General features: G+C 72.7%; 24 protein-coding genes and 1 riboswitch. Of the genes, 11 read left to right on the forward strand and 13 right to left on the reverse strand.

The window, feature by feature from the left end:
* Positions 1-79 precede the first annotated feature (79 nt).
* A complete protein-coding gene (locus ABZ725_RS36125) occupies positions 80-871 on the forward strand; it encodes an SURF1 family protein (protein ID WP_358806639.1) in 792 nt (263 codons plus the stop codon).
* Between the two features lie 37 nt (positions 872-908).
* Here ABZ725_RS36125 and ABZ725_RS36130 read toward each other — a convergent pair whose 3' ends face one another.
* Positions 909-1100 carry a YbdD/YjiX family protein gene (locus tag ABZ725_RS36130; RefSeq protein WP_358806640.1) on the reverse strand — a complete coding sequence of 64 codons (192 nt, stop codon included), beginning with the start codon at positions 1098-1100 and terminating at the stop codon, positions 909-911.
* Positions 1097-3229: a carbon starvation CstA family protein gene (locus tag ABZ725_RS36135; RefSeq protein WP_358806641.1), complete on the reverse strand. Its 2133-nt coding sequence runs from the start codon at positions 3227-3229 to the stop codon at positions 1097-1099. Before ABZ725_RS36135 ends, ABZ725_RS36130 begins: the two co-directional genes overlap by 4 nt.
* A 227-nt stretch (positions 3230-3456) precedes the next feature.
* On the opposite strand from ABZ725_RS36135, the gene ABZ725_RS36140 reads away from it, so the two are divergent.
* The 5 genes from ABZ725_RS36140 to ABZ725_RS36160 are packed head-to-tail and all read left to right on the forward strand — an operon-like array spanning position 3457 to position 8452.
* On the forward strand, positions 3457-5013 hold the full coding sequence (locus tag ABZ725_RS36140) for a sodium:solute symporter (RefSeq protein WP_358806642.1): 1557 nt from the start codon (positions 3457-3459) through the stop codon (positions 5011-5013).
* An 11-nt stretch (positions 5014-5024) separates the two neighbouring features.
* Positions 5025-5585: a SigE family RNA polymerase sigma factor gene (locus ABZ725_RS36145; RefSeq protein ID WP_358806807.1), complete on the forward strand. Its 561-nt coding sequence runs from the start codon at positions 5025-5027 to the stop codon at positions 5583-5585.
* Positions 5582-5869, forward strand: coding sequence for a hypothetical protein (locus ABZ725_RS36150; protein ID WP_351908323.1), 288 nt, complete (start codon positions 5582-5584; stop codon positions 5867-5869). Before ABZ725_RS36145 ends, ABZ725_RS36150 begins: the two co-directional genes overlap by 4 nt.
* A 34-nt stretch (positions 5870-5903) precedes the next feature.
* Positions 5904-7691, forward strand: a complete 1788-nt coding sequence (locus ABZ725_RS36155; RefSeq protein ID WP_358806643.1) for a glycoside hydrolase family 15 protein — start codon at positions 5904-5906, stop codon at positions 7689-7691.
* A gap of 5 nt (positions 7692-7696) precedes the next feature.
* Positions 7697-8452, forward strand: a complete 756-nt coding sequence (locus ABZ725_RS36160) for an SDR family oxidoreductase (protein ID WP_358806644.1) — start codon at positions 7697-7699, stop codon at positions 8450-8452.
* A 47-nt stretch (positions 8453-8499) separates the two neighbouring features.
* Here the strand turns inward: ABZ725_RS36160 and amaP are convergent, their stop codons facing one another.
* The 5 genes from amaP to ABZ725_RS36185 are packed head-to-tail and all read right to left on the reverse strand — an operon-like array spanning position 8500 to position 10852.
* Positions 8500-9078, reverse strand: a complete 579-nt coding sequence (gene amaP / locus ABZ725_RS36165) for an alkaline shock response membrane anchor protein AmaP (protein WP_358806645.1) — start codon at positions 9076-9078, stop codon at positions 8500-8502.
* Between the two features lie 5 nt (positions 9079-9083).
* On the reverse strand, positions 9084-9722 hold the full coding sequence (locus tag ABZ725_RS36170; protein WP_358806646.1) for a DUF6286 domain-containing protein: 639 nt from the start codon (positions 9720-9722) through the stop codon (positions 9084-9086).
* Positions 9719-10135 (reverse strand): Asp23/Gls24 family envelope stress response protein, encoded by a 417-nt coding sequence (locus ABZ725_RS36175; RefSeq protein WP_358806647.1) that lies wholly within the window; start codon positions 10133-10135, stop codon positions 9719-9721. Before ABZ725_RS36175 ends, ABZ725_RS36170 begins: the two co-directional genes overlap by 4 nt.
* Positions 10136-10140: 5 nt before the next feature.
* Positions 10141-10326 carry a hypothetical protein gene (locus ABZ725_RS36180; RefSeq protein ID WP_351764570.1) on the reverse strand — a complete coding sequence of 62 codons (186 nt, stop codon included), beginning with the start codon at positions 10324-10326 and terminating at the stop codon, positions 10141-10143.
* Between the two features lie 43 nt (positions 10327-10369).
* Entirely contained in the window at positions 10370-10852 is a 483-nt protein-coding gene (locus ABZ725_RS36185) for an Asp23/Gls24 family envelope stress response protein (RefSeq protein ID WP_351908336.1), read from the reverse strand.
* 96 nt (positions 10853-10948) lie between these two features.
* On the opposite strand from ABZ725_RS36185, the gene ABZ725_RS36190 reads away from it, so the two are divergent.
* On the forward strand, positions 10949-11668 hold the full coding sequence (locus tag ABZ725_RS36190; RefSeq protein WP_358806648.1) for a nucleopolyhedrovirus P10 family protein: 720 nt from the start codon (positions 10949-10951) through the stop codon (positions 11666-11668).
* 210 nt (positions 11669-11878) lie between these two features.
* Here the strand turns inward: ABZ725_RS36190 and ABZ725_RS36195 are convergent, their stop codons facing one another.
* From ABZ725_RS36195 to ABZ725_RS36205, 3 genes are all read right to left on the reverse strand, one after another.
* A complete protein-coding gene (locus tag ABZ725_RS36195) occupies positions 11879-12682 on the reverse strand; it encodes an enoyl-CoA hydratase/isomerase family protein (RefSeq protein ID WP_358806649.1) in 804 nt (267 codons plus the stop codon).
* 119 nt (positions 12683-12801) lie between these two features.
* The gene (locus tag ABZ725_RS36200; RefSeq protein WP_004002281.1) at positions 12802-13023 is read right to left on the reverse strand and encodes a helix-turn-helix domain-containing protein; all 222 of its coding nucleotides are present in this window, start codon (positions 13021-13023) and stop codon (positions 12802-12804) included.
* 347 nt (positions 13024-13370) lie between these two features.
* A complete protein-coding gene (locus tag ABZ725_RS36205) occupies positions 13371-14969 on the reverse strand; it encodes an ABC-F family ATP-binding cassette domain-containing protein (protein WP_358806650.1) in 1599 nt (532 codons plus the stop codon).
* Between the two features lie 248 nt (positions 14970-15217).
* Here ABZ725_RS36205 and ABZ725_RS36210 point away from each other — a divergent pair, with 248 nt between their 5' ends.
* On the forward strand, positions 15218-15631 hold the full coding sequence (locus tag ABZ725_RS36210; protein ID WP_358806651.1) for a VOC family protein: 414 nt from the start codon (positions 15218-15220) through the stop codon (positions 15629-15631).
* 27 nt (positions 15632-15658) lie between these two features.
* On the opposite strand, the gene ABZ725_RS36215 is transcribed toward ABZ725_RS36210, so the two are convergent.
* The 3 genes from ABZ725_RS36215 to ABZ725_RS36225 form a co-directional block, all read right to left on the reverse strand.
* Complete coding sequence (locus tag ABZ725_RS36215; RefSeq protein ID WP_358806652.1) at positions 15659-17095, reverse strand: hypothetical protein; 1437 nt, start codon at positions 17093-17095, stop codon at positions 15659-15661.
* 191 nt (positions 17096-17286) lie between these two features.
* On the reverse strand, positions 17287-18441 hold the full coding sequence (locus ABZ725_RS36220) for an alpha/beta hydrolase (protein ID WP_358806653.1): 1155 nt from the start codon (positions 18439-18441) through the stop codon (positions 17287-17289).
* Between the two features lie 94 nt (positions 18442-18535).
* Positions 18536-19267, reverse strand: coding sequence for a class II aldolase/adducin family protein (locus ABZ725_RS36225; RefSeq protein WP_358806654.1), 732 nt, complete (start codon positions 19265-19267; stop codon positions 18536-18538).
* Positions 19268-19389: 122 nt separating this feature from the next.
* On the opposite strand from ABZ725_RS36225, the gene ABZ725_RS36230 reads away from it, so the two are divergent.
* The 3 genes from ABZ725_RS36230 (at position 19390) to ABZ725_RS36240 (ending at position 21781) form a co-directional block, all read left to right on the forward strand.
* Complete coding sequence (locus ABZ725_RS36230; RefSeq protein ID WP_358806655.1) at positions 19390-20163, forward strand: lysozyme; 774 nt, start codon at positions 19390-19392, stop codon at positions 20161-20163.
* Positions 20164-20316: 153 nt separating this feature from the next.
* The gene (locus tag ABZ725_RS36235; protein ID WP_358806656.1) at positions 20317-21525 is read left to right on the forward strand and encodes an inorganic phosphate transporter; all 1209 of its coding nucleotides are present in this window, start codon (positions 20317-20319) and stop codon (positions 21523-21525) included.
* 34 nt (positions 21526-21559) lie between these two features.
* Positions 21560-21781, forward strand: coding sequence for a hypothetical protein (locus ABZ725_RS36240; RefSeq protein WP_358806657.1), 222 nt, complete (start codon positions 21560-21562; stop codon positions 21779-21781).
* Between the two features lie 167 nt (positions 21782-21948).
* Positions 21949-22084, forward strand: a riboswitch (cobalamin riboswitch).
* The last annotated feature ends 77 nt before the right edge of the window (positions 22085-22161 follow it).

The following is a 22161-nucleotide window of genomic DNA, read 5'->3' on the forward strand; positions in this document are numbered from 1 at the left end:
CACCCGAGGGTCACCCCCGGAAGGCCTGCTTCCGGTACCCGGCCTGATGCGCCCCACGACCGAGTTGTACGGTCGTGGGGTGTACCGCTTCCTGTTGTCCCGGCAGTGGGTGATCCTCACGCTGGTCTCCCTCCTCCTCATCCCCACGATGATCAGGCTGGGCATCTGGCAGATGCATCGCTACGACGAGCGCACCGCGCGCAACCAGCTGGTCTCCGACGCCCTGGGCGCCGAGCCGGTGCCCGTGGAGACGCTGACCACCCCGGGCCACGCCGTCACCCGCAGCGAGCGGTACCGCAGCGTGAGCGCCACCGGCGCGTTCGACACCGCGCACGAGGTCGTCGTCAGACGCCGGGTCAACGCCGACGAGACGGTCGGCTTCCACGTCCTCACCCCGTTCGTCCTGACGGACGGCAAGGTGCTGCTGGTCAACCGGGGCTGGATCCCCGCGGACGGGCCGAGCCAGACCGCGTTCCCGAAGATCCCCGCGCCGCCGAGCGGCCAGGTCACGGTCACCGGGCGGCTGATGCCCGACGAGACGACCTCGGCGAGCGGCATCAAGGACCTCAAGGGACTGCCGGACCGGCAGATCATGCTGATCAACAGCGAGCAGGAGGCCGAGCGCCTCGGCGTCCAGGTGCTCGGCGGCTACATCGCGCAGACCGCGCCCGAGCCGAAGGGCGACAGCCCGGAGCTGCTCGGCCGGCCCGGCAGCGAGGACGCGGCCCTGAACTACGCGTACGCCATCCAGTGGTGGCTGTTCTCGGTGGGCGTCCCCGTCGGCTGGGTGATCCTGGTCCGCCGCGAGTCCCGCGACCGGGCCCAGGCAGCCGCCCAGCCGACGGAACAGGCCGAACCGGCGACGGTGTAGCCCCCCGCCCCGCCATCCCCCGTCCCGCCCCCGCTGTTCAGCAGCAGCGGCTCTGGGGATGGTCCTCGCGGTGGCGGCTGCGCAGCGTCTCGTACTCGCGGCGGGTCGGGGTCGGAGCGAGTGGGTGACGGCGGCGGTGTCGCTCGCAGTGGCGGTCGTACTCCGCCTCCCCCGTCAGCTCGCGCAGATACCAGCGCACCGCCCGCGCCCAGCGCACGGCGACCCTCACGATCCCACCGCCGTGGGCACGTCGATACGGGACTCGACGTACGGCGCCTCGGTCGTCGGCAGCGGGACCGGGGACCGTACGGCCCGTACGCAGACGACCGCCGCGTTCACGATCACCACGGCGACCAGCAGCAGGAACACGGCGATCAGGACGCCGTCCACGGTGGAGTTGGTGACCACGGTGTGCATGTCGGCCGACGACTTCGCCGGGGCCAGCACCTGGCCGGCGTCGAGGGCGTCGGCGTATCGCGTGCGCTGGGCGAAGAAGCCGATCCTGGGGTCGTCGGAGAAGATCTTCTGCCACCCCGCGGTGAAGGTGATCGCGACCACCCAGGCCAGCGGGACGCCGGTCACCCAGGCCCAGCGCAGTCGTCCGGACTTGATGAGCACCGTCGTGCAGACGGTCAGGGCGATGGCGGCCAGCAGCTGGTTCGCGATGCCGAAGAGCGGGAAGAGCTGGTTGATCCCGCCGAGCGGGTCGGTCGCGCCGGAGTACAGGAAGTAGCCCCAGGCGGCGACCACCAGGCCGCTGCACAGCCAGATGCCGGGCTTCCAGTTGACCCGGCCGACCGGCTTCCACACGTTGCCGAGCATGTCCTGGAGCATGAAGCGGCCGACCCGGGTGCCCGCGTCCACCGTGGTCAGGATGAACAGCGCCTCGAACATGATGGCGAAGTGGTACCAGAAGGCCTTCATCGCGGCGCCGCCGAAGACGCCGGAGAAGATCTCAGACATGCCGACGGCGAGGGTGGGCGCGCCGCCCGAGCGGGCGATCAGGGTCTGCTCCTCGACCGCCTTGGCGGCCTGGGTGAGCTGGTCGGGGGTGATGGTGAAGCCGAGGCCGGCCACCGCGTGGGACGCCGACTCGGCCGTCGTGCCCAGCAGTCCGGCCGGGGCGTTCATCGCGTAGTACAGGCCCGGCTCCAGCGTGGCCGCCGCGATCAGCGCCATGATCGCGACGAAGGACTCCATCAGCATCGCGCCGTAACCGATGAGCCGGACCTGCGACTCCTTCTGGATCAGCTTGGGCGTCGTCCCGGACGAGACCAGCGCGTGGAAGCCGGACAGCGCGCCGCACGCGATCGTGATGAAGAGGAAGGGGAAGAGCGAGCCCGCGAAGACCGGGCCCGCGCCCGACCTCGCGAAGTCGCTCACCGCGTCCGCCCTGAGCACGGGCGCGGCCACGACCACCCCGACCGCCAGCAGCGCGATCGTGCCGATCTTCATGAAGGTGGAAAGGTAGTCGCGCGGGGCGAGAAGCATCCACACCGGCAGGACCGAGGCGACGAAGCCGTAGCCGATCAGGCAGAAGACCAGGGTCGTGGGGCTGAGGGTGAAGGCGTCCGCGAGGGAGGAGTTCTGGATCCAGCCACCGCCGACGATCGCCAGCAGGAGCAGCGCCACGCCGATGAAGCTCGTCTCGACGACCCGGCCCGGGCGGATGCGGTGCAGCCAGAAGCCCATGAAGAGGGCGATGGGGACGGTCATCGCGACCGAGAAGGTCCCCCAGGGCGAGTGGGCGAGGGCGTTGACCACGACCAGCGCCAGCACGCCCAGCAGGATGATCATGATGGCGAAGACGGCGATCAGGGCCGCGGCCCCGCCTACGCGGCCGATCTCGTCGCTCGCCAACTGCCCCAGCGACTTTCCGTTCCGCCGCATCGACAGGAACAGCACGACCATGTCCTGCACCGCGCCCGCGAAGATCACCCCGGCGACGATCCACAGGGTGCCGGGCAGATAGCCCATCTGGGCCGCGAGGACCGGGCCCACCAGCGGTCCGGCGCCCGCGATCGCGGCGAAGTGGTGGCCCAACAGGACGCGACGGTCGGTCGGCTGGAAGTCGACCCCGTCCTCCAGGCGTTCGGCGGGGGTGGCCCGGCGGTCGTCCGGCTCGAGGACGCGGCGGGCGACGAAGCGGGAGTAGAAGCGGTAGGCGATCGCATACGAGCCGAGGGCCGCGACGACCAGCCAGACGGCCGAGATCTCCTCGCCCCGGGCCAGGGCCAGGACGCCCCAGGCCACGGCGCCGAGCAGGGCGACAACGGTCCACAACAGCACGGACCTTGGTGATATACGCGACTTTTCCGGCACCGGACGGCCGGTTTCGGGCAGGGTGGACGTAGGCATGGCGGCTCCTCGCCTGGGCGGTGCGGCACACCTCGTGAACCGGGGTGCCTGGAGATCAGCGAAGGGCGGCTCTCCCGCTCGCTGTCGGTCTGTGCAAGAGTTGCCCGCCCGCCGGAAGTGGTTGACAGCGAATTCCCAGAGGATTTCCCGTCTGTTCCGCGTCAACCGAAACGGCCGTGAGCGCAACTGAACCGGTGAGGGTTCAGGCACACCAAGGACGGTGACCCATGGCCGACGGCGCCATGACCACGACGTTCCTCGCCGTGATCGGCGGGGCGTCGCTGCTCGCCGCGACCGCGCGTCGGCTGCGCCCGAGCGACCGGCTGCCCTCCCTGGAGGGCTGGGCGCTCGCCGACCGCTCCCTCGGCCCCGTCTGGACCTGGCTGCTGCTCGGCGGCACGATCTTCACCGCGTACACCTTCACGGCCGTCCCGGGCCTCGCGTACGGAAGTGGGGCGCCCGCGTTCTTCGCCGTGCCGTACACGGTGATCGTCTGCCCGCTCGCCTTCGTCCTGCTGAGCCGGCTGTGGAGCGTGGCCCGCAGAAACGGTTATGTCACCGCGGCCGACTTCGTCCGGGGGCGGTACGGGTCGCCGCCACTGGCCCTGGTCGTGGCGCTGACCGGGATCCTCGCGACCATGCCGTACCTGGCCCTGCAACTGCTCGGGATACGGGCGGTGCTGACGGCCGGGGGCGTGTATCCGCGGGGCGCGGCCGGGGATCTGGTGATGGTGGCGCTGTTCGCGGGGCTCGCGGTGGCCACCTACCGGCACGGGCTGCGGGCGCCCGCGGTGATCTCCGCGCTGAAGGCGGTGGCGGTGTTCGTGTCGCTCACCGCCGTCTGCTGGCTGGTGCTCCGGCGGCTCGGCGGGCCCGGGGCGGTGTTCGAGGGCGCGGCGCGCAGAAGCGGCGCGACGGATGTGGCGCACTCGGCGCTGGTCCTGACCCCCGCGCAGCAGCCGGCGTACGCCACGCTCGCGCTCGGGTCGGCGCTCGCGCTGCTGATGTACCCGCATGTGCTCACCGCCGGGTTCGCCGCCGACGGGCCGCGCACCCTGCGCAAGGTCTCCGCGGCGCTGCCCGTCTGGACAGGGCTGCTCGCCCTCTTCGGCCTGCTCGGCGTCGCGGCCCTCGCGGCGGGGGTGCGGGCTCCGGAAGGGGGCGCCGAGGCAGCCGTCCCGATGCTCGTCGACCGGCTGATGCCCGCTCCGCTGGCCGGGCTGGTGTTCGCGGCGATCACCGTGGGCGCGCTGGTCCCGGCGGCCGTGATGTCGATCGCCGCCGCCACCAGCTTCGTCCGCAATGTGTACGTCGAGTACGTCCATCCGACGGCCACGCCCAAGCGGCAGGTGCGGATCGCCAAGGCGGTGTCGCTGACCGCGAAGATCGGCGCGGTGGCGTTCGTGTTCGGGCTGCGCGACCAGGACGCCGTCAACCTCCAGCTGCTGGGCGGGGTGTGGATCCTGCAGATCTTCCCGGCCGTGGCCGTCGGGCTGTTCACCGGGCGGCTGCATCCGCGCGCGCTGCTCGCCGGGTGGGCGGCCGGCATGGCGGCCGGGACCTTCATGGTGGTGCGCGAGGGGTTCTCCTCCATCGTCAGCCTGGGGTTCGGACCGGTGGAGATCTACGCCGGACTCGTGGCGCTGCTGCTCAATCTGACCGTCGCGGTGGCCGGCACCGCGGCCCTCGACCGGCTCGGCGTCCCGCGCGGCGCCGACACCACCGACCTGCCCTCCCGCCTGGTCCTCAGGCGGCGCCCCGAGACGGGAGCGAACCACCCGTGAGACGCAGACCCCTGATCCCCGTGCAGGAGCCCCCCGTCGAGCCGCTCGCCCCCGTGGCGAGCGACCCGGCCGAGCTGGAACGCGAGGCGGGCCTGGCCCGGCTCTTCGCGCTGCACTACTCCTCGATGCTGCGGCTCGCCGTGCTGCTGGGCGCGGACGACCCGGAGAACGTGGTCGCCGAGGCCTACTACCAGATCTACCGCAAGTGGCGGCGGCTGCGGGACGTACAGGCGGCCGAGGCCTATCTGCGCTCCACCGTCTGCAATCTGACCCGGATGCGGATACGCCACCTCCAGGTCGCCCGCCGGCATGTGGAGAGCCCGCCGGAGCTGCCGGACGAGACGGTCGCCTCCGCGGAGAGCACCGCACTGCTGCGCGACGACCAGCGCGTGCTGATCGACGCCCTCCAGCAGTTGCCCGCCCGGCAGCGCGAGGCGCTCGTGCTGCGGCACTGGCTCGGGCTGAAGGAGAGCGAGATCGCCGCCGCGATGGGCATCTCCTGCGGGTCCGTGAAAACCCACACCTCACGCGGCCTGGCCGCGCTCACCCAGGCGATGGAGACCCGGCGATGAACGACACCGACCGCACCGAGCGGGAGCTGCGCGAGGCCCTGGAGGCGCTGGCCGGCGGGGTGCGGCCGCCCGCCCCGGACGCCTATCGCACGGCCCGCGGCGCGTGGCTGCGGCGCGAACGCCGACGGCGGCTGGTGCTCGCCGTGCTCATCGCCGTCGTCTTCACGCTGGCCACCCTGATCGGCCTGTGGGTGCTGAACCAGGCCCCGTCGGACCCGGGTGTCGTCTTCTCCGGGGCGGGCGCGCCGGTGAGCCTGCCGTCACTCGCCAGGCCGCACCCCTGATTGCCGCCCCGGTCCGCCGGGAACTCGCAATCCCATGCACCCCCGCATCGAGGACTACGCCCTCATCGGCGACGAACAGACCGCCGCCCTGGTCGGCACGGACGGTTCCGTCGACTGGCTCTGCCTGCCCCGCTTCGACTCCGGGGCCTGCTTCGCCCGCCTCCTCGGCGACGAGGAGAACGGCCACTGGCGCATCGCCCCCAAGGACGTCGAGGGTCCCTGCACCCGGCGCGCCTACCGGCCCGACACGCTCGTCCTGGACACCGAGTGGGAGAGCGACGAGGGCGCGATCCGGGTCACCGACCTGATGCCCCAGCGCGACGGGGCCCCCGACGTCGTCCGCGTCGTCGAGGGGCTGCGCGGCCGGGTCACCGTCCGCAGCACGCTGCGGCTGCGCTTCGACTACGGGTGGGTCGTGCCGTGGATGCGCCGGGTGGACGGGCATCGCGTGGCCGTCGCCGGTCCGGACGCGGCCTGGTTCCGCAGCGAGCCGGCCGTGCGCACCTGGGGCGAGGATTTCTGCACGCTCTCGGAGTTCACCGTCGCCGAGGGCGAGTCGGTCGCCTTCGTGCTGACCTGGCACCCCTCGCACGAGTCCCGCCCGCCGCTGGTGGACCCGTGGGAGGCGCTGCGCACCAGCGTCGAGGACTGGCAGAAGTGGTCCGCCCGCTGCCGCTACCGCGGGCCCCACCGGGACATCGTGATGCGTTCGATCATCACCCTCAAGGCCCTCACCTACGCCCCGACCGGCGGCATCGTCGCCGCGCTCACCACCTCGCTGCCCGAGGAGCTGGGCGGGGTCCGCAACTGGGACTACCGCTTCTGCTGGCTGCGCGACTCCACCCTCACCCTCGGGGCCGCCCTCGCGGCCGGCTACCACGAGGAGGCCGAGGCGTGGCGCAACTGGCTGCTGCGCGCCGTCGCGGGCGATCCGGCGGACCTGCAGATCATGTACGGGCTGGCGGGCGAGCGCCGGCTGCCCGAGTGCGAGCTGCCCTGGCTGTCCGGCTACGCCGGCTCCAAGCCCGTCCGCATCGGCAACGGAGCGGTGAACCAGCTGCAACTGGACGTCTACGGCGAGGTCATGGACTCGCTGTCGCTGGCCCGGACCGCGGGCATGTCGCCCAGGCCGCACATGTGGGCGGTGCAGAGCGCGCTGATGAACTGGCTGAGCGAGAACTGGCGCCAGCCCGACGAGGGACTGTGGGAGGTGCGCGGCGGCCGGCGGCAGTTCGTGCACTCCAAGGTGATGGTGTGGGTGGCCGCCGACCGGGCCGTCCGCGCGATCGAGGAGCACCCCGAGCTGGGCGGCGACCTGGCGGGCTGGCGGGCGATGCGCGACGAGGTGCACCGGGAGGTGTGCGAGCAGGGCTACGACCCGGAGCGCAACACCTTCACCCAGTACTACGGCTCGGCCGACCTGGACGCCTCCCTGCTGCTGATCCCGCGCGTCGGCTTCCTGCCGCCGGACGACCCTCGGGTCGTCGGCACCGTCGACGCGGTCCGCGCGGAGCTCGGGCGCGGCGGCCTGGTACGCCGCTACAGCACGGAAGGCGCGACCGTCGACGGTCTGCCGGGCGCCGAGGGCGCCTTCCTGGCCTGCTCGTTCTGGCTGGCGGACGCGCTGCACATGACGGGCCGTACGCAGGAGGCGCGGGAGCTGTTCGAACGGCTGGTGGGCCTGGCCAACGACGTGGGGCTGCTGGCGGAGGAGTACGACCCGGCGGCCGAACGGCACCTCGGCAACTTCCCGCAGGCCTTCAGCCACATCGGCCTGGTGCACACCGCCTTCGCCCTGTTCGACGGCGAGGAGGCAGGATAGGGACCATGGATCTTGGACTGAAGGACCGGGTGTACGTCGTCACCGGAGCCACGCGCGGCCTGGGCAACGCCGCCGCGCGCGAGCTCGTCGCGGACGGCGCGAAGGTCGTGCTCACCGGCCGTGACGAGAAGCGCACCGCGGAGGCGGCCGCCGAGCTGGGGCCGAACGCCGTCGGCGTGGCCGTGGACAACGCCGAGCCGGAGGCGGCGGCCCGGCTCATCGCCGCGGCCCGGGAGGCCTTCGGCGGGTTCGACGGGGTGCTGGTGAGCGTGGGCGGGCCGCCGCCCGGGTTCGTCGCGGACAGCACGGACGAGCAGTGGCAGGCCGCGTTCGAGTCGGTGTTCCTCGGCGCGGTCCGGCTCGCGCGGGCGGCCGCCGCCGAGTTGGAGGCCGGCGGGGTCATCGGGTTCGTGCTGTCGGCGTCGGTGCACGAGCCGATCCCCGGGCTGACGATCTCGAACGGGCTGCGGCCCGGGCTCGCGGGGTTCGCCAAGTCGCTGGCCGACGAGGTGGGGCCGCGGGGGATCCGGGTGGTCGGGCTGCTGCCGTCCCGGATCGACACCGACCGGGTGCGGGAACTGGACGCCCTCTCGGCCGACCCGGCGGCCACCCGGACCGCGATGGAGTCCCGCATCCCGCTGCGGCGTTACGGGACTCCGGAGGAGTTCGGCCGGACGGCGGCGTTCCTGCTGTCTCCCGCCGCCTCCTATCTGACGGGCGTCATGCTGCCGGTGGACGGCGGGATGCGGCACGGGTTCTAGCCGGCCCTTCAGGGAACGGGAGGGGAGCGCGACCGGGCCGGCGGCGGTCAACTCACCCTTTCCGCCTTGTGCTTGGCCGCCTTCAGACGGACCTCGGCCGGCAGCGCCGCCAGCGCCGCCGAGTTCCTGGCGTGCGTCAGCGCGTGTGCCGTGAGCTCGTCGAGGACGGTCGCCGGGTCCACATGGGGTTCCAGCAGGAGCCGCACCCGTGCCTGAGGCGCCTCCCGCCGGCCCGTCAACGCCACGTGCGCGTGGGCGACGCCGGCCGCCCGGCCCGCCTCGCCCGTGAGCACGCCCTCCAAGGCGCGGCCCCGCAGCAGGGCTCCCGCGCCGTCGCCCGTGTCGACGAGGACCTCACCGAGCCGACGGCGGCGCAGGACCGCCGTCAGCCACCACAGGGCGAGCAGGACGAGCAGGGCCAGGGCGGCGATGACCGTCGGCCACCACCAGGCCTCGTCGCGCCAACGCGTGCGTTCGGCGGCGCTGAGGAGGACGTCGTGGCGTCCGTCGTGGATCCACCAGGACGGCGGGGAGACCCCCAGGCCGACGGCCAGCACCGCGCCGCCGACGGCCAGCAGCACCAGTCCGACCAGACCGAGGAGCACCCGGTTCACGGTCGCGGGCATCGCGCTCACCCCTTCTTCCCGGGTCGCCGCACATGGACCGAGAGCGCGGGCGGCCGGGTCAGGCCCAGGCCGCGGACCGCGTCGGTGAGGACGGTGTCCAGGTCGGCGCGCACGTCGTCCAGGTCGCGGAAGTGGCAGACCGCGCGGACGTCGGCCTTCCGGCGGCCGGTGCGGACCCGTACCGACTGCACGCCGGCGACCTCCATGGCCCGGTCGCGCAGCACCAGCGCGGCGGCGGCCCGCTGGAGCCCGGCGCGGACGTCGGGCTGCGGACGGTTCATCGGCAGGACGTCCCGCAGCCCCGGGGTGACGGCCAGGAGGATCAGCCATCCGCCGAGGGCCGCCGCGATCCCGGCGCCGACCAGCACCCAGATGTCGTCGAGGGGGCGCTCGGCGAGCTGCCGGGCGAGGTTCCGCCGCCAGGCCATGGCTTCCCGGTCGGCGCGGACGGCGGCGACGTCGTAGAGGAAGCCGCCCGCGACGACCAGCAGCGCCACCGCCACGATGCCGGCCGGCACGCGGCGCGCCGACCAGAAGCGGTGACCCGCGGGCCCGCCCCGACCGGGGTGCTCGTCCGGTGGCGGCGCCTCCTTCTCCAGAACAGGCGCAGTGCTGCCGCCCCGCAAGCTTCCGGGCTCGCTCATCGCGTCCTCCCGTGTGCCGTGCCGGGGGCCGATGTCAGGTGCAGCCGTTCGACCTGGACGGCGACCTCCGGAACTTCCATTCCCACCAACGCGCCTACCCGCTCGGTGACATGACGACGCACCTCATGACAACGGGCGCCGATGTCGGTCGGATAGTCGAGTTCCAGATGGATCCGGACGTGCGCGGCCTCGACGGGCGTCCCGCCGCCCGAACGCTGGGAGTGGGCGCGTACGACGACGGTGGCGTGCGGGCGCCCCGCGTCGGCCGGCAGCGGGCCGACCGCCTCGCGCGCGGCCTGGGCGGCGATCTTCGCCACGACCCGGTCGGCGATACGGGTCGCGCCGCGTTGCCCCGGCGGGACGACGGTGGAGCCTGTGCCGACGGCGTCGCCCCTCGCACTGCCCTCGGTCACGGACGTCACCGGCGCCGGTCGTCGCGGGTGCGGAAGAAGTCGCCGAGTTCCAGGTCCCCTTCCAGGAACCGGCCGACGACGAACCCGATGGCGCCCAGTGCCGCCACCAACAGGAAGGCCCCGAACCCGCCGAAGTACCCGGCGAAGCCCAGCGCCATGCCGGCGATCATGCCGACCACGGCCATGCTCAAGGTGCTCTCCCCTCGACGGTCCGGTCACCCGGCCGTGTGTGCGTCACTGGATCCGGGGCTCCGGCTCCTCGTCCTCTTCGTCGGGCAGCTTGACGTCGCTCACCGCGATGTTGACCTCGACGACCTCCAGGCCCGTCATCCGCTCCACGGCCGCGATCACGTTCTCCCGCACGGCCTGCGCGACATCGGCGATGGCCACCCCGTAGTCGACGACGATCTCCAGGTCGAGCGCGGTCTGCACCTCGCCGACCTCGGCCTTCACCCCTCGGGTCACGGACTTCGAGCCGCCCGGCACCCGGTCGCGCACGGCGCCGAAGGTGCGGCTCAGCCCGCTGCCCATCGCGTGGACGCCGAGCACGTCCCGGGCCGCGAGGCCTGCGATCTTCTCCACGACCCCGTCGGCGATGGTGGTCCGCCCACGGGTCGCCGGGGCCCCGCCGCCGCGCTTCACGGCCTTGCGGGTGTGCAGCGGCTCGGCGCCGCCTTCGGGGGTCTGCGTCCGGTTCTGTTCCGCCTGATCGGTCATCGCCGTAGGTCCTCACATCCGGTTCGGCTCTCGTCCCTTCGACCACGGTAAGCGCGGTTGCCCGACCGCGCTCAGGTCATGCGGCAGGCTGGAGCAATGACTGGGGACGGATGGACGAGCGCGGTACGGCATCAGCTGGGCCTCGGCAGGCTGCTCCCGCTGGGCGGACCGCGGGACGGCGCGTGGATCACGGAGGCGGCGGCGGAGGCGGTGCTGCGGCGGGCGGTGCGGACGGTGCCGGGCGTGCGGCTGGGAACGCTGCGGCTGGGGCCGGCGGATCCGGAGGCGGAGTTCGAGTCCGTGGTGCCGGCTCCGCCGAGCGGGCTGGCGCCGGGACCGTTGCGGGTGACGGCGGAGTGCGCGGCCGGGCCGTCCGAGCCACTGCCGACGGCGGCCTCCCGGCTACGGGACGCGTTGGCGGCGGCTGCGGCGGACCGGCTGGGGCTGGCGGTGTCGGAGGTGGACCTCAGGGTGACGGCCCTCCTGGACGAGGACCCGGGGGCCGAGCCCGAACAGTCCCCCGCGCCGGTACCGGCCGGGCCCGACCTGACCGGAGACGAGGCACTCGCGGCCACGGCGGCGCTGTCCGTGCCGGGCGTGACGGGTACGAGCGCCGTCCTCGGACGGGGCGTCCGCATCGAGGAGCACCAGGACGCGACCACCGCGGCCGCGCTGCCGCGCCGCCACGCGCGCGTGGAGATCACGGTCGCCGCGGACCGCCCGGCCCTGGCCGTGACCCGCGCGGTCCGCACAGCGGTCGCGGAGGCCCTGCCGGACCACCCGACGGTCGCGGTGCTGGTGACGGCGGTGAGCTGACGGCAGCCGACTTGCCGCCGCCGGCGGCGGCCGGCCGGCACCGGCGGGCTGACCGGCGACCACTGACGGCTCTGGCAGCGGCAGCCACGTCACGGCCGTCGGTCGGCCGCTGCCGTCGGCTTGCGGCGGGCTGCCGACAGTGGGCAGCCGGACGCGGTCGGTCGGGGGCGGTCAGTCGGACGCGGTCGGTCGGACGCGGTCGGTCGGGGGCTACTCGCCGATGCCGGCCAGGTCGCGCAGGCGGCGGGCCTGGGCGGCTCGTTCCGCGGCGCGCTGGTCGTCGTAGGTGCGGTCGCCCGCGCCGCGCAGGAGGGCCTTGGTCTCGATGACCGCCTCCCGGGGCGCGGCCAGGACGGCCGCGGCCAGCTCGCTCGTGGCCGCGTCGAGCTCAGGCGCGGGCACGGCGAGGTTGGCGAGCCCGGTGCTCACCGCTTCCTCCGCGTGCACGAACCGGCCGGTCAGGCAGATCTCGACCGCACGGCCGTAGCCGACCAGCGAGACGAGGGGATGCGTGCCCGTCAGGTCCGGCACCAGACCCAGGCTGGTCTCGCGCATGGCGAACTGCACGTCGTCGGCGACGACGCGCAGGTCACAGGCGAGGGCCAGCTGGAAGCCCGCACCGATGGCATGGCCCTGAACGGCGGCGATGGACACGACGTCGTTGCGCCGCCACCAGGTGAAGCCCTCCTGGAACTCCGCGATGGCGGCGTCGAGTTCGGCGTCGCCACTGCGTGCGAGATCGATGAAGGACCGCTCGCCCTCGATCCCCTCGGGCGTGAACATCTGCCGGTCGAGCCCCGCGGAGAAGGACTTGCCCTCGCCGCGCAGCACCACCACGCGGACGGAGCCCGGCACCAGCCGCCCGGCCTCGGCGAGCGCCCGCCACATCGCGGGACTCTGCGCATTGCGCTTGGCCGGGTTGGCCAGCGTCACCGTCGCGAGCGCGTCGTCGACGGTGAGCCGTACGCCGTCCTTGTCGAGCAGGGGAACGAGTTCCTGGTCGGGCGTGGCCATGGGGCGCCTCCGATGGGTGCGGTCAGCTAGCGGTCAGCTAAGTGACTGCACAGTAACCACCCGGCCGCTCGGAAGAACGACCGGGTGGCCACCATCGAAGCCGGTGGGCCGCCCGGGGGTCAGGACGAGGCAGCCTTCTTGCCTCGCGTCGCCCCGCCACGCCCACGAAGCGTGACGCCCGACTCGCTGAGCATCCGGTGCACGAAGCCATACGAGCGGCCGGTCTCCTCGGCCAGTGCTCGGATGCTCGCACCGGAGTCGTACTTCTTCTTCAGGTCTGCCGCGAGCTTGTCGCGCGCGGCGCCGGTTACCCGGCTGCCCTTCTTCAGAGTCTCGGCCACCCGTGCCTCCTCATGGGAAGTGCGCTCTGGTCCCCTCATGATCACCCCTCCGGAGCCCGATGGCCACCCATTCGGCAAGGTCCGTGCGACAGGGTTTTGACGACAGGAGCGCTCACCCACAAGTGGAATCTGTGATTCCACCCAGCGGCGTTCGTGGGGCCGAACGGGTTGTTCCGAGAAGTAGCAGGTCAGAGACGCGCAACGGCCGATCCCTTGTCGACAAAGGGATCGGCCGAGAAATCGATGTAGGACACACCTCGATACGAGGAGATCTCACACAGATGATGGATCACCGGTAGGCCGAATGATCCAGACGAATGATCCAACGCTGTGGATCACGCATTCGATCAGGCCAGAGCGACCAGATCCGCGTAGTCGGAGCCCCACAGGTCCTCGACGCCGTCGGGCAGCAGGATGATCCGCTCGGGCTGCAGCGCCTCCACCGCGCCCTCGTCGTGGGTGACGAGGACGACCGCGCCCTTGTAGGTGCGCAGCGCGCCGAGGATCTCCTCGCGGCTGGCCGGGTCGAGGTTGTTGGTCGGCTCGTCGAGGAGCAGCACGTTGGCCGAGGAGACCACGAGGGTGGCGAGGGCCAGCCGGGTCTTCTCGCCGCCGGACAGGACGCCGGCGGGCTTGTCGACGTCGTCGCCGGAGAACAGGAACGAGCCGAGCGTCTTGCGGACCTCGACCAGGTCCAGGTCGGGGGCGGCGGAGCGCATGTTCTCCAGGACCGTGCGCTCCGGGTCGAGCGTCTCGTGCTCCTGGGCGTAATAGCCGAGCTTGAGACCGTGACCGGGGACGACCTCACCGGTGTCGGGCGTCTCCACCCCGCCCAGCAGCCGCAGCAGGGTCGTCTTGCCGGCGCCGTTGAGGCCGAGGATGACGACCCGGGAGCCCTTGTCGATGGCCAGGTCGACGTCGGTGAAGATCTCCAGAGAGCCGTACGACTTCGACAGGCCCTCGGCCATCAGGGGCGTCTTACCGCAGGGCGAGGGCTCGGGGAAGCGGAGCTTGGCGACCTTGTCGGCCTGGCGGACCGCCTCCAGGCCGGAGAGCAGCTTGTCCGCGCGGCGGGCCATGTTCTGCGCGGCGACCGTCTTGGTGGCCTTGGCGCGCATCTTGTCGGCCTGCGAGTGCAGCGCGGCGGCCTTCTTCTCGGCGTTCTGCCGCTCGCGCTTGCGGCGCTTCTCGTCGGCCTCGCGCTGCTGCTGGTAGAGCTTCCAGCCCATGTTGTAGACGTCGATCTGGGAACGGTTGGCGTCCAGGTAGAACACCTTGTTGACGACCGTCTCGACCAGGTCGACATCGTGGCTGATGACGATGAAGCCGCCGCGGTAGGTCTTGAGGTAGTCGCGCAGCCAGACGATCGAGTCGGCGTCGAGGTGGTTCGTCGGCTCGTCGAGGAGGAGCGTGTCCGCGTCGGAGAACAGGATGCGGGCCAGTTCGACGCGGCGGCGCTGACCGCCGGAGAGCGTGTGCAGGGGCTGGCCGAGCACCCGGTCGGGCAGGTTGAGCGCGGCGGCGATCGTCGACGCCTCGGCCTCGGCGGAGTAGCCGCCCTTGGTGAGGAACTCCGTCTCCTGGCGCTCGTACTGGCGCATCGCCTTGTCGCGGGTGGCGCCGCTGCCGTTGGCGATCCGCTGTTCGTTCTCGCGCATCTTGCGGATCAGGGTGTCCAGCCCGCGCGCGGAGAGGATGCGGTCGCGGGCGAGGGTGTCGAGATCGCCGGTGCGGGGGTCCTGGGGCAGGTAGCCGACCTCGCCGGAGCGGGTGACGGCGCCGCCCGCGGGGATGCCCTCGCCGGCCAGGACCTTGGTCAGGGTGGTCTTGCCGGCGCCGTTGCGCCCGACCAGACCGATCCGGTCGCCCTTGGCCACGCGGAAGGAGGCGTTCTCGATGAGGATGCGGGCACCGGCGCGCAGCTCGATGCCGGAGGCGGAGATCACGGACAGACTCCAGTGCGGGGAAGTTGGCGGGATGGGCGGCTGAGGACGTTCCCGCCGTCTAATGCGCGAGGAGAATGGCCATGACGCCAGTCTAACGGGACCGTGCAAGGACTTTTTTCGGTTCTGGTGTTCGATCACGGATCGGGGGGCGTTCCCGGGGCACGGGTCGTTGTCAGTGCCGGGTGCCATGCTGGGCGAGAGGTGAGCAAGGCGACAGATCCGGCATGCGGCACAAGGGAGTGATCGGCATGGCAGGCACGAACGGCGGGCGTCCCAGCATCTACCCGACGGTGTTGTACGCCGACGCGAAGGCGGCGATCCGGCAGCTCACGGAGGCCCTGGGCTTCACCGAGCTGTCCGTGTACGAGGGGGAGGACGGCTCGGTGGTGCACGCCGAGCTGGTGCAGGGCAACGGCGCGGTGATGCTGGGCTCGAAGGGCACCGGCAGCGTCTTCGACACGGCGATGAAGAACGCGGGCACGACCGGCGTGTACGTCGTGGTGGACGACGTCGACGCACACCACCGGCGGGCCGTGGAGCACGGCGCGGAGATCCTGATGCCCCCGACCGACCAGGACTACGGCTCCCGGGACTACATGGCCCGGGACATCGAGGGCAACCTGTGGAGCTTCGGCACGTACGCGCCCGAGATACAGGGCTGAGAGCCCCGTCGGGGCTCTCCCGGGCGGTCAGCTGCCCCCGGTGTGCACCTGGAAGGCGGCCCGGCGGACGGCCTTGGCCAGCGCCGGGTCGGGGTGCGCGGCGGCGAGCGCCACCAGCACCTGCACCGTGCGCGGGTGTCCGACGGCACGCACCTCGGTCAGCAGGGCGGGCACGGTCGGCTGCAGCGCGGACTCCAGGTGCCGTACGAGCATCGGCGCCTCGCCGTGGTCGGCGACGGCCGCGGCGGTGTCGACCCACAGCCAGGTGGCCTCCTCCCGGGTGAGCACCTCGTGGGCGTCCTCCGGGTCCACGCCGTCGTGCTCGGCGAGCCACAGCAGCGCGTACGGCCGCAGGGCGGGCTCGTCGACGACCGCGCGGACGTCGGGCTCGGCGGGGGCGCCGACGACGCGCAGCGCCTCGAAGGCGAGGCCGCGCAGCAGGGCGTCGTCCCCGCGGGCCGCGAACAGCAGCTCGCCGACGGCGCTGCCGACGGTCCGGGCCGCGAGCCAGGCGCGGTACTCGGCGCGGGCCGCGTTCGGGCGGAGCTGGGCGCAGCCGCGGAGCATGCCCTCGGCCGACTGCTCGATGTTGCCGGCGGGGCTCTGCGCGGCGACGCAGATCTGCTCCAGCTTGACCCAGACCGCCCAGCTGCCCAGCGGGGTCAGCGTGGCCTGTCCGGTGCCGTAGGTGAGGGCGCCGACGGAGGCGAGGGCGTGCAGTGCCCAGTCGAGGAGGGGGGCGAGCTCGGCGTCCTGCGCGGGCTCCGCGGGGTCGGTGTCGGCGACGGGGACCGCGGCGAGCGGGGTCGCGGCTTCGGACCCGGCGCCGTAGGGGACCTCGCAGCGTTCGGTGCGCAGTTCGGTGACGCGCTGGCGCAGCAGGTCCAGGAGCTGTTCCACGGGGACGGGCCCGGCGGACAGCTGGAGGAAGGAGAGCACCTGAGGCATGGCCGAGACGACCTCGGCGACCGCGGCGGGCTCCTGGTCCGCGGGTTCCGGGGAGGCGAGCGACCAGGCGTCGAACAGGGCGACCCAGCCGCGCAGCACGGCGCTGTCGTCCCGGTCCCAGGCGCGCAGCCGCCAGCCGGGGCGGGCGCTGTCGCCGTGCACCTCGACGAGACCGGCGAGGCGGGCGGTGTCCCAGTCGGCGCGGATCCGATCCGTGGTCAGGCCCAGATCACTGGCCGCCCGTTCGGCGGTCGTGTCGGAGAGCGTGGCCTTGCCGTCGGTGGTCGCGGCGTCTCGGCCGGGGCCGAGGGCGTTGTCGGCCCAGCGGGCGACACGCGCCGCGGCGGCCAGTCCGGAGCGCGCCATTCTGGCCAGCTCAGCGGGGGCCGGGGTGCCCTCCGGCGGGCGGGGTGCAGGGCGGCGCGGGCGCCGCTCGTTCACAGCTGAGGGGGCGGCGGCCAGGGGTCGCGGGCGGACGAGTCGAAGCCTGGAGTCGCGCGGGATACGGGACGTCACGGGTGCAGTCTTCCGGTTGACGGTCCGAAAACCCAAACGGAATGTCACGGCGGGCTACGGGACTGGCCAACGCACGGGGTTCGGCGAGGGCCGGAGAGGCGTCTTCCGGCCAGTGGTACGGCCTTAAACGGAACCTCCGGGACCGCTCCGGGCGCATCGGCCGCGGGCTCACATGAGCGGTCGCCGCAGGGTCACATCAGTGGGGTGAGGAAGCGGCGGAGGGCCTCCTCGTAGGCCTCGGGGTCGGCGTTCCACATGGCGCCGTGCGGGGCGTGCGCGACGGTGTGCAGGGCGACCAGGTCGGGGCGGCGGTCGGCCAGGCGACGGGAGACGCGCCAGGGGGCGACGGTGTCGTCGGGGCCGTGCAGGATCAGGGTCGGGACCCTCAGCCGGGCCGGATCGGCGGCCGCGTCGCCGAGGTCTCCGGAGCTGCGGGAGCCGCCGTAGCTGCCGCGCAGGCTGGTGCGGCCCTCGGCGGCGCGGACGGCGAGCGGCAGCAGGGCGCCGGGAGTGTGCCGGGCGGCGGCGAGGGCCCGCAGCGTCGCCCGCCAGTCGAGGACCGGGGAGTCGAGCACGAGCCCCGAGACGAGGTCGCGCAGCCCCGAGTCGGCGGCGGCGCGCAGTGCCATGGTCGCGCCGGTGGACCAGCCGAGCAGGACGACGCGTTCGGCGCCGTAGCGCACGGCGTACCGCATCGCCGCGTCCAGGTCGCGCCACTCGGTCTCGCCGAGGTGGTTGAGACCGTCCGGGGACCGGGGCGCCCCGAGGTCGCCGCGGTAGGCGAGGGCGAGCACGGGGAAGCGGCGGCGGTGCAGAAAGGCCATGACGTTCAGCGCGTGTTCCCGGGTGGTGCCCAGGCCGTGCACGGCGATCACCCAGGTGCGCCGGGCGCCGGGGACGAACCAGGCGGGCAGGTTGCCCAGCTCGCCCGGGATGTCGATGTCGGCGTGGTCGAGGCCGAGGGCGCTGCCGGGGTTGCCGATGTGCAGGTTCGGGGTGAGCCAGACCGCGTCCCGGGGGTTCAGGGTGCCGTGCGTGACGCGTTCCAGGCGGCGTACGACGGTGTCGGCGGAGTGCGGGGCGGTGGGCAGGACGGCGCCGACGACCGCGTGGGAGCCGTTCCCGGAGAGCCCGTAGGTGCCGGGACGCAGGGCGGCCAGGTCGCGGGTGAGGGTGATCTGTCCGGCGGCCGTGCTGTGCACGGTGAGCCGGGGTTCGGTGGGCAGGGGCCGGCCGGGCGGCGCCTTCAGCGCGGCGTCGCTGGCGAACCGGCCGACGGCGACGCCGGCCGCGCCGGCGGCCAGGACTGCGGTGACGGCGGCGGCCGTCGCTCTGACAGTGCGCACCCGTCCAGTGTCCTGGCCATCCCTGCGAGCGGCCAGTGGTGCGGTCGGCGAGAGTGACGGGGGCCGGTGGGAGCAGGGCCGGTGGGGAGCAGGGTCAGGGCCGCTGCCCGTACCCCCGGAGCCGCTCCCCCGCCTGCGCCACCTGTTCCTCCGTCAGTAGGGTGGGGTTCCGGCCGGGCAGCGACGAGGCCGTCAGCCACAGGCGGCACATCCACTCCAGTTGGGCCGTGCGGTCATAGGCCTGGTCGAGGGTGGCGCCGTAGGTGAGGGTGCCGTGGTTCTGCAGCAGGCAGCCGGTGCGGTCCGCAAGGGCCTGGAGCATGTTCTCGGCCAACTCCTCGGTGCCGTACGTGGCGTAGGGGGCGACCCGGACGGGTCCGCCGAGCGCGGCCGCCATGTAGTGGACGCGGGGAAGCTCGGTGACGAGGGTCGAGACGGCCGTGGCGTGCACGGCGTGGGTGTGGACGACCGCCCCGGCGTCGGTGCCGCGGTAGACGGCGAGGTGCATGGGCAGTTCGCTGGTCGGGACCAGGCCGCCGAGCACCTGACGGCCGGTGAGGTCGACGCCGGTGACGTCGTCCGGGGCGAGCCGGTCGTAGGGCACGCCCGACGGTGTGACCAGCACGGTGTCGCCGACGCGCACGGAGACGTTGCCGGAGGTGCCGACGACCAGTCCGTCGGTCACGGTGCGGCGGGCCGTCGTCACGAGCGCCTCCCAGGCGCGGGCCTCCTCGGGGACCGCACGCCTCCCCCGCCGCTCCGCCGCACCCTGTGCGCCGTCCCCGGAGTCCCGGGCGTCCCCCTGCTCGCGCCGCTGCTCAGCCATGCCGCGCTCCTCCCCTTGAGGTGATTTGGCCGGAGATCGACGAACACCCACCGATATTCGTGGATCTTCCCCTAACCTCTGGTTCGTTTTCGTTTCGTGCACGCCGCCGTTCCGGGGGAATCATGGCTCGCGCCCACGCTCCGTCGCCCACGCCGTCCACGCCGTCCGGGTGTCGCCGCGGCCTCGCGTGGGCGGCCTGTGCCGTGGCGCTCGCCGCCGCGGGGACCGCGCTCGCCCAGGCGCCCGCCCGCGCGGCGGAGCAGCCGAGGGGGCATGACGTCTCGTCCCACCAGAAGACCGTCGACTGGCAGCGGGCGAAGGCCGCGGGGGCGGGGTTCGTCTACGTCAAGGCGACCGAGTCCACCTCCTACCGCAATCCGTACTTCGACGCGCAGTACGAGGGCGCCGGCGCGGTCGGACTGCTGCGCGGCGCTTACCACTTCGCGTTGCCGGACAAGGGCTCGGGCAAGGCGCAGGCCGCGCACTTCGTCGGCAACGGCGGCGGCTGGAGCACGGACGGCCGGACCCTGCCGCCCGCCCTCGACATCGAGTACAACCCCTACGGCGGCTCGAACAAGTGCTACGGCCTGACCAAGGCGCAGACGGTCGCCTGGATCAGGGCCTTCAGCGACGAGGTGCACCGGCTCATCGGCCGTCGCCCGGTGATCTACACGACGACCCACTGGTGGAATCTGTGCACGGGCGGCAGCAGCGCCTTCGCCGCGGATCACGCCCTGTGGATCGCCCGTTACCGGTCCGCCGACGCGGGCGTTCTGCCGGCCGGATGGTCGACGTGGACCTTCTGGCAGTACGCCGACAGCGGCAGCCTGCCGGGTGACCAGAATCTCTTCAACGGCTCCGCCGACGGGCTGCAGAGGTTCGCAAAAGGGGACTAGCCGTGCGGCGTCTGTGCCGCCGGCGGCACAGAGAAGAAACAGAGCCCCGCTCCCGCCCCAATGGACACCGTCAAGCCCCCTTCAGTTCACCTTCCGTTCACCCAGGTTACTTACGTTCAACCGGCCGATTACTTCGAACGATTGCCTGGGTAAATGGAAAGCTTCTCGCTGATCCTCGCGATTGTGGTGGTAACCGCACTCGCGTTCGATTTCACGAACGGTTTCCACGACACCGCCAACGCGATGGCCACGACCATCTCGACCGGTGCGCTCAGACCCAAGGTCGCGGTGGCCATGTCCGCCGTGCTCAACCTCGTCGGCGCGTTCCTCTCCGTGGAGGTCGCCAACACGATCTCCAAGGGACTCGTCGACGAGACGGGCATCCGGCCCGAGGTCATCTTCGCCGCACTGGTCGGCGCCATCCTCTGGAACCTGCTGACCTGGCTGGTGGGCCTGCCCTCCAGTTCCTCGCACGCCCTCATGGGCGGTCTGATCGGCGCCACCATCGCCTCGGCCGGCATGGGCGCGGTGCACGGCGACGCCCTGGTCACCAAGGTCCTGATCCCGGCCATCGCGGCCCCGATCGTCGCGGGCATCGCGGCGATGCTGGCGACCCGCCTGTCCTACACCCTCGGCAAGAAGGCCGACGGCAAGGCCGCGGCGAAGGGCTACCGCGCCGGCCAGATCGCCTCGGCCGGCCTGGTCTCGCTCGCCCACGGCACGAACGACGCGCAGAAGACGATGGGCATCATCACCCTCGCCCTCGTCGCCGGCGGCGCCGTGGCCCCCGACTCGGATCCGCCCACCTGGGTCATCCTCTCCGCGGGCCTCGCCATCGCGCTCGGCACCTACCTCGGCGGCTGGCGCATCATCCGCACGATGGGCAAGGGTCTGACCGACCTCCAGCCGCAGCAGGGCTTCGCCGCCCAGACCAGCGCGGCCACGGTCATCCTGGCCTCCTCCCACCTCGGCTTCTCCCTCTCCACCACCCACTCGGTCTCCGGTGCGGTGATGGGCGCGGGGCTCGGCCGCAAGGGCGGAGTGGTCCGCTGGTCGACGGCGACACGGATGTTCGTCGCGTGGGGCCTGACGCTGCCGGCGGCGGCCCTGGTCGGCGCGCTGGCCGAGTCCGTGACCGACCTGGGCGACTGGGGCACCGCGGTGGTCGCGATCTTCCTGGTGGCCTCCAGCGCGGCGATCTGGAAGATCTCGCGGCGCGAGGTCATCGACGCCTCCAACGTCAACGGGACGGAGGAGCCGGCGGCGATCCCGACGGCGCCGGTCACCGACAGCCTGACGGCCACCATCCCGTCCCCCGCAGCCACCGCCACGGCCGTCGAGCCCACGGCCCCGGCCGTCTGAGCCCGCGCACCCGGTACGAAGGAAGAGAAGCAGCATGAAGATCGACTGGGCGGCCCTGGGCTCCGTCTTCGGCGTCAGCCTCGTGGTCACCGTGGGTCTGGTGACCCTGTTCACCCTGGGCGTCATGGGCCTGTCGCGGCAGGAACGCGCAACGGCGGAGGGCGGCTCGGCCACCCTCGCGGTGACGGGCGCGTACGCGTGCTTCGTCGCCTGCGCGGCTGCGGTGGCCTACGGGATCTCGTTGATCGTGGCCTGACGCTCGGCCAACGGCACTCACCGCCCTGTGCGGCTCTTCGACGAGCCGCACAGGGCGGTCCGTTTTTTCCTCCGCGAGCCGGGTGCGAGTGGCGGCCGTCGTAGTGGCGGTGTGGGGTTCTGCACACTCTCCCCGCGCAGGTCAACGGCAAGTTGACGGCCGTTCCGGGCCCGTGGTGGACTGCCGGAGCCATCAACGGCGGTAGGAGAGGAAGCCGGTGCGAATCCGGCGCGGTCCCGCCACTGTCACCGGGGTAGTAAGCCCCCGGGAGCCAGGAACTCTCCCCGCCGGTCTAGTCGAACCAGGGCGCGGACACCCTGAGTGAGGACATATCGCTATGCTCGCTGGGCCGTTGAGGTACCGCACCGGTTCGCTGCCCG

The organism is Streptomyces sp. NPDC006872, from assembly GCF_040635845.1.
Taxonomy (GTDB): domain Bacteria; phylum Actinomycetota; class Actinomycetes; order Streptomycetales; family Streptomycetaceae; genus Streptomyces.

Bases quoted from the DNA above. Each gene is read 5' to 3' on its own strand.
- ABZ725_RS36135 (WP_358806641.1), bottom strand. From the start codon at position 3,229: ATGCCTACGTCCACCCTGCCCGAAACCGGCCGTCCGGTGCCGGAAAAG.
- ABZ725_RS36140 (WP_358806642.1), top strand. From the start codon at position 3,457: ATGGCCGACGGCGCCATGACCACGACGTTCCTCGCCGTGATCGGCGGG.
- ABZ725_RS36150 (WP_351908323.1), top strand. From the start codon at position 5,582: ATGAACGACACCGACCGCACCGAGCGGGAGCTGCGCGAGGCCCTGGAG.
- ABZ725_RS36155 (WP_358806643.1), top strand. From the start codon at position 5,904: ATGCACCCCCGCATCGAGGACTACGCCCTCATCGGCGACGAACAGACC.
- ABZ725_RS36160 (WP_358806644.1), top strand. From the start codon at position 7,697: ATGGATCTTGGACTGAAGGACCGGGTGTACGTCGTCACCGGAGCCACG.
- amaP (WP_358806645.1), bottom strand. From the start codon at position 9,078: ATGCCCGCGACCGTGAACCGGGTGCTCCTCGGTCTGGTCGGACTGGTG.
- ABZ725_RS36170 (WP_358806646.1), bottom strand. From the start codon at position 9,722: ATGAGCGAGCCCGGAAGCTTGCGGGGCGGCAGCACTGCGCCTGTTCTG.
- ABZ725_RS36185 (WP_351908336.1), bottom strand. From the start codon at position 10,852: ATGACCGATCAGGCGGAACAGAACCGGACGCAGACCCCCGAAGGCGGC.
- ABZ725_RS36190 (WP_358806648.1), top strand. From the start codon at position 10,949: ATGACTGGGGACGGATGGACGAGCGCGGTACGGCATCAGCTGGGCCTC.
- ABZ725_RS36195 (WP_358806649.1), bottom strand. From the start codon at position 12,682: ATGGCCACGCCCGACCAGGAACTCGTTCCCCTGCTCGACAAGGACGGC.
- ABZ725_RS36210 (WP_358806651.1), top strand. From the start codon at position 15,218: ATGGCAGGCACGAACGGCGGGCGTCCCAGCATCTACCCGACGGTGTTG.
- ABZ725_RS36225 (WP_358806654.1), bottom strand. From the start codon at position 19,267: ATGGCTGAGCAGCGGCGCGAGCAGGGGGACGCCCGGGACTCCGGGGAC.
- ABZ725_RS36230 (WP_358806655.1), top strand. From the start codon at position 19,390: ATGGCTCGCGCCCACGCTCCGTCGCCCACGCCGTCCACGCCGTCCGGG.
- ABZ725_RS36235 (WP_358806656.1), top strand. From the start codon at position 20,317: ATGGAAAGCTTCTCGCTGATCCTCGCGATTGTGGTGGTAACCGCACTC.
- ABZ725_RS36240 (WP_358806657.1), top strand. From the start codon at position 21,560: ATGAAGATCGACTGGGCGGCCCTGGGCTCCGTCTTCGGCGTCAGCCTC.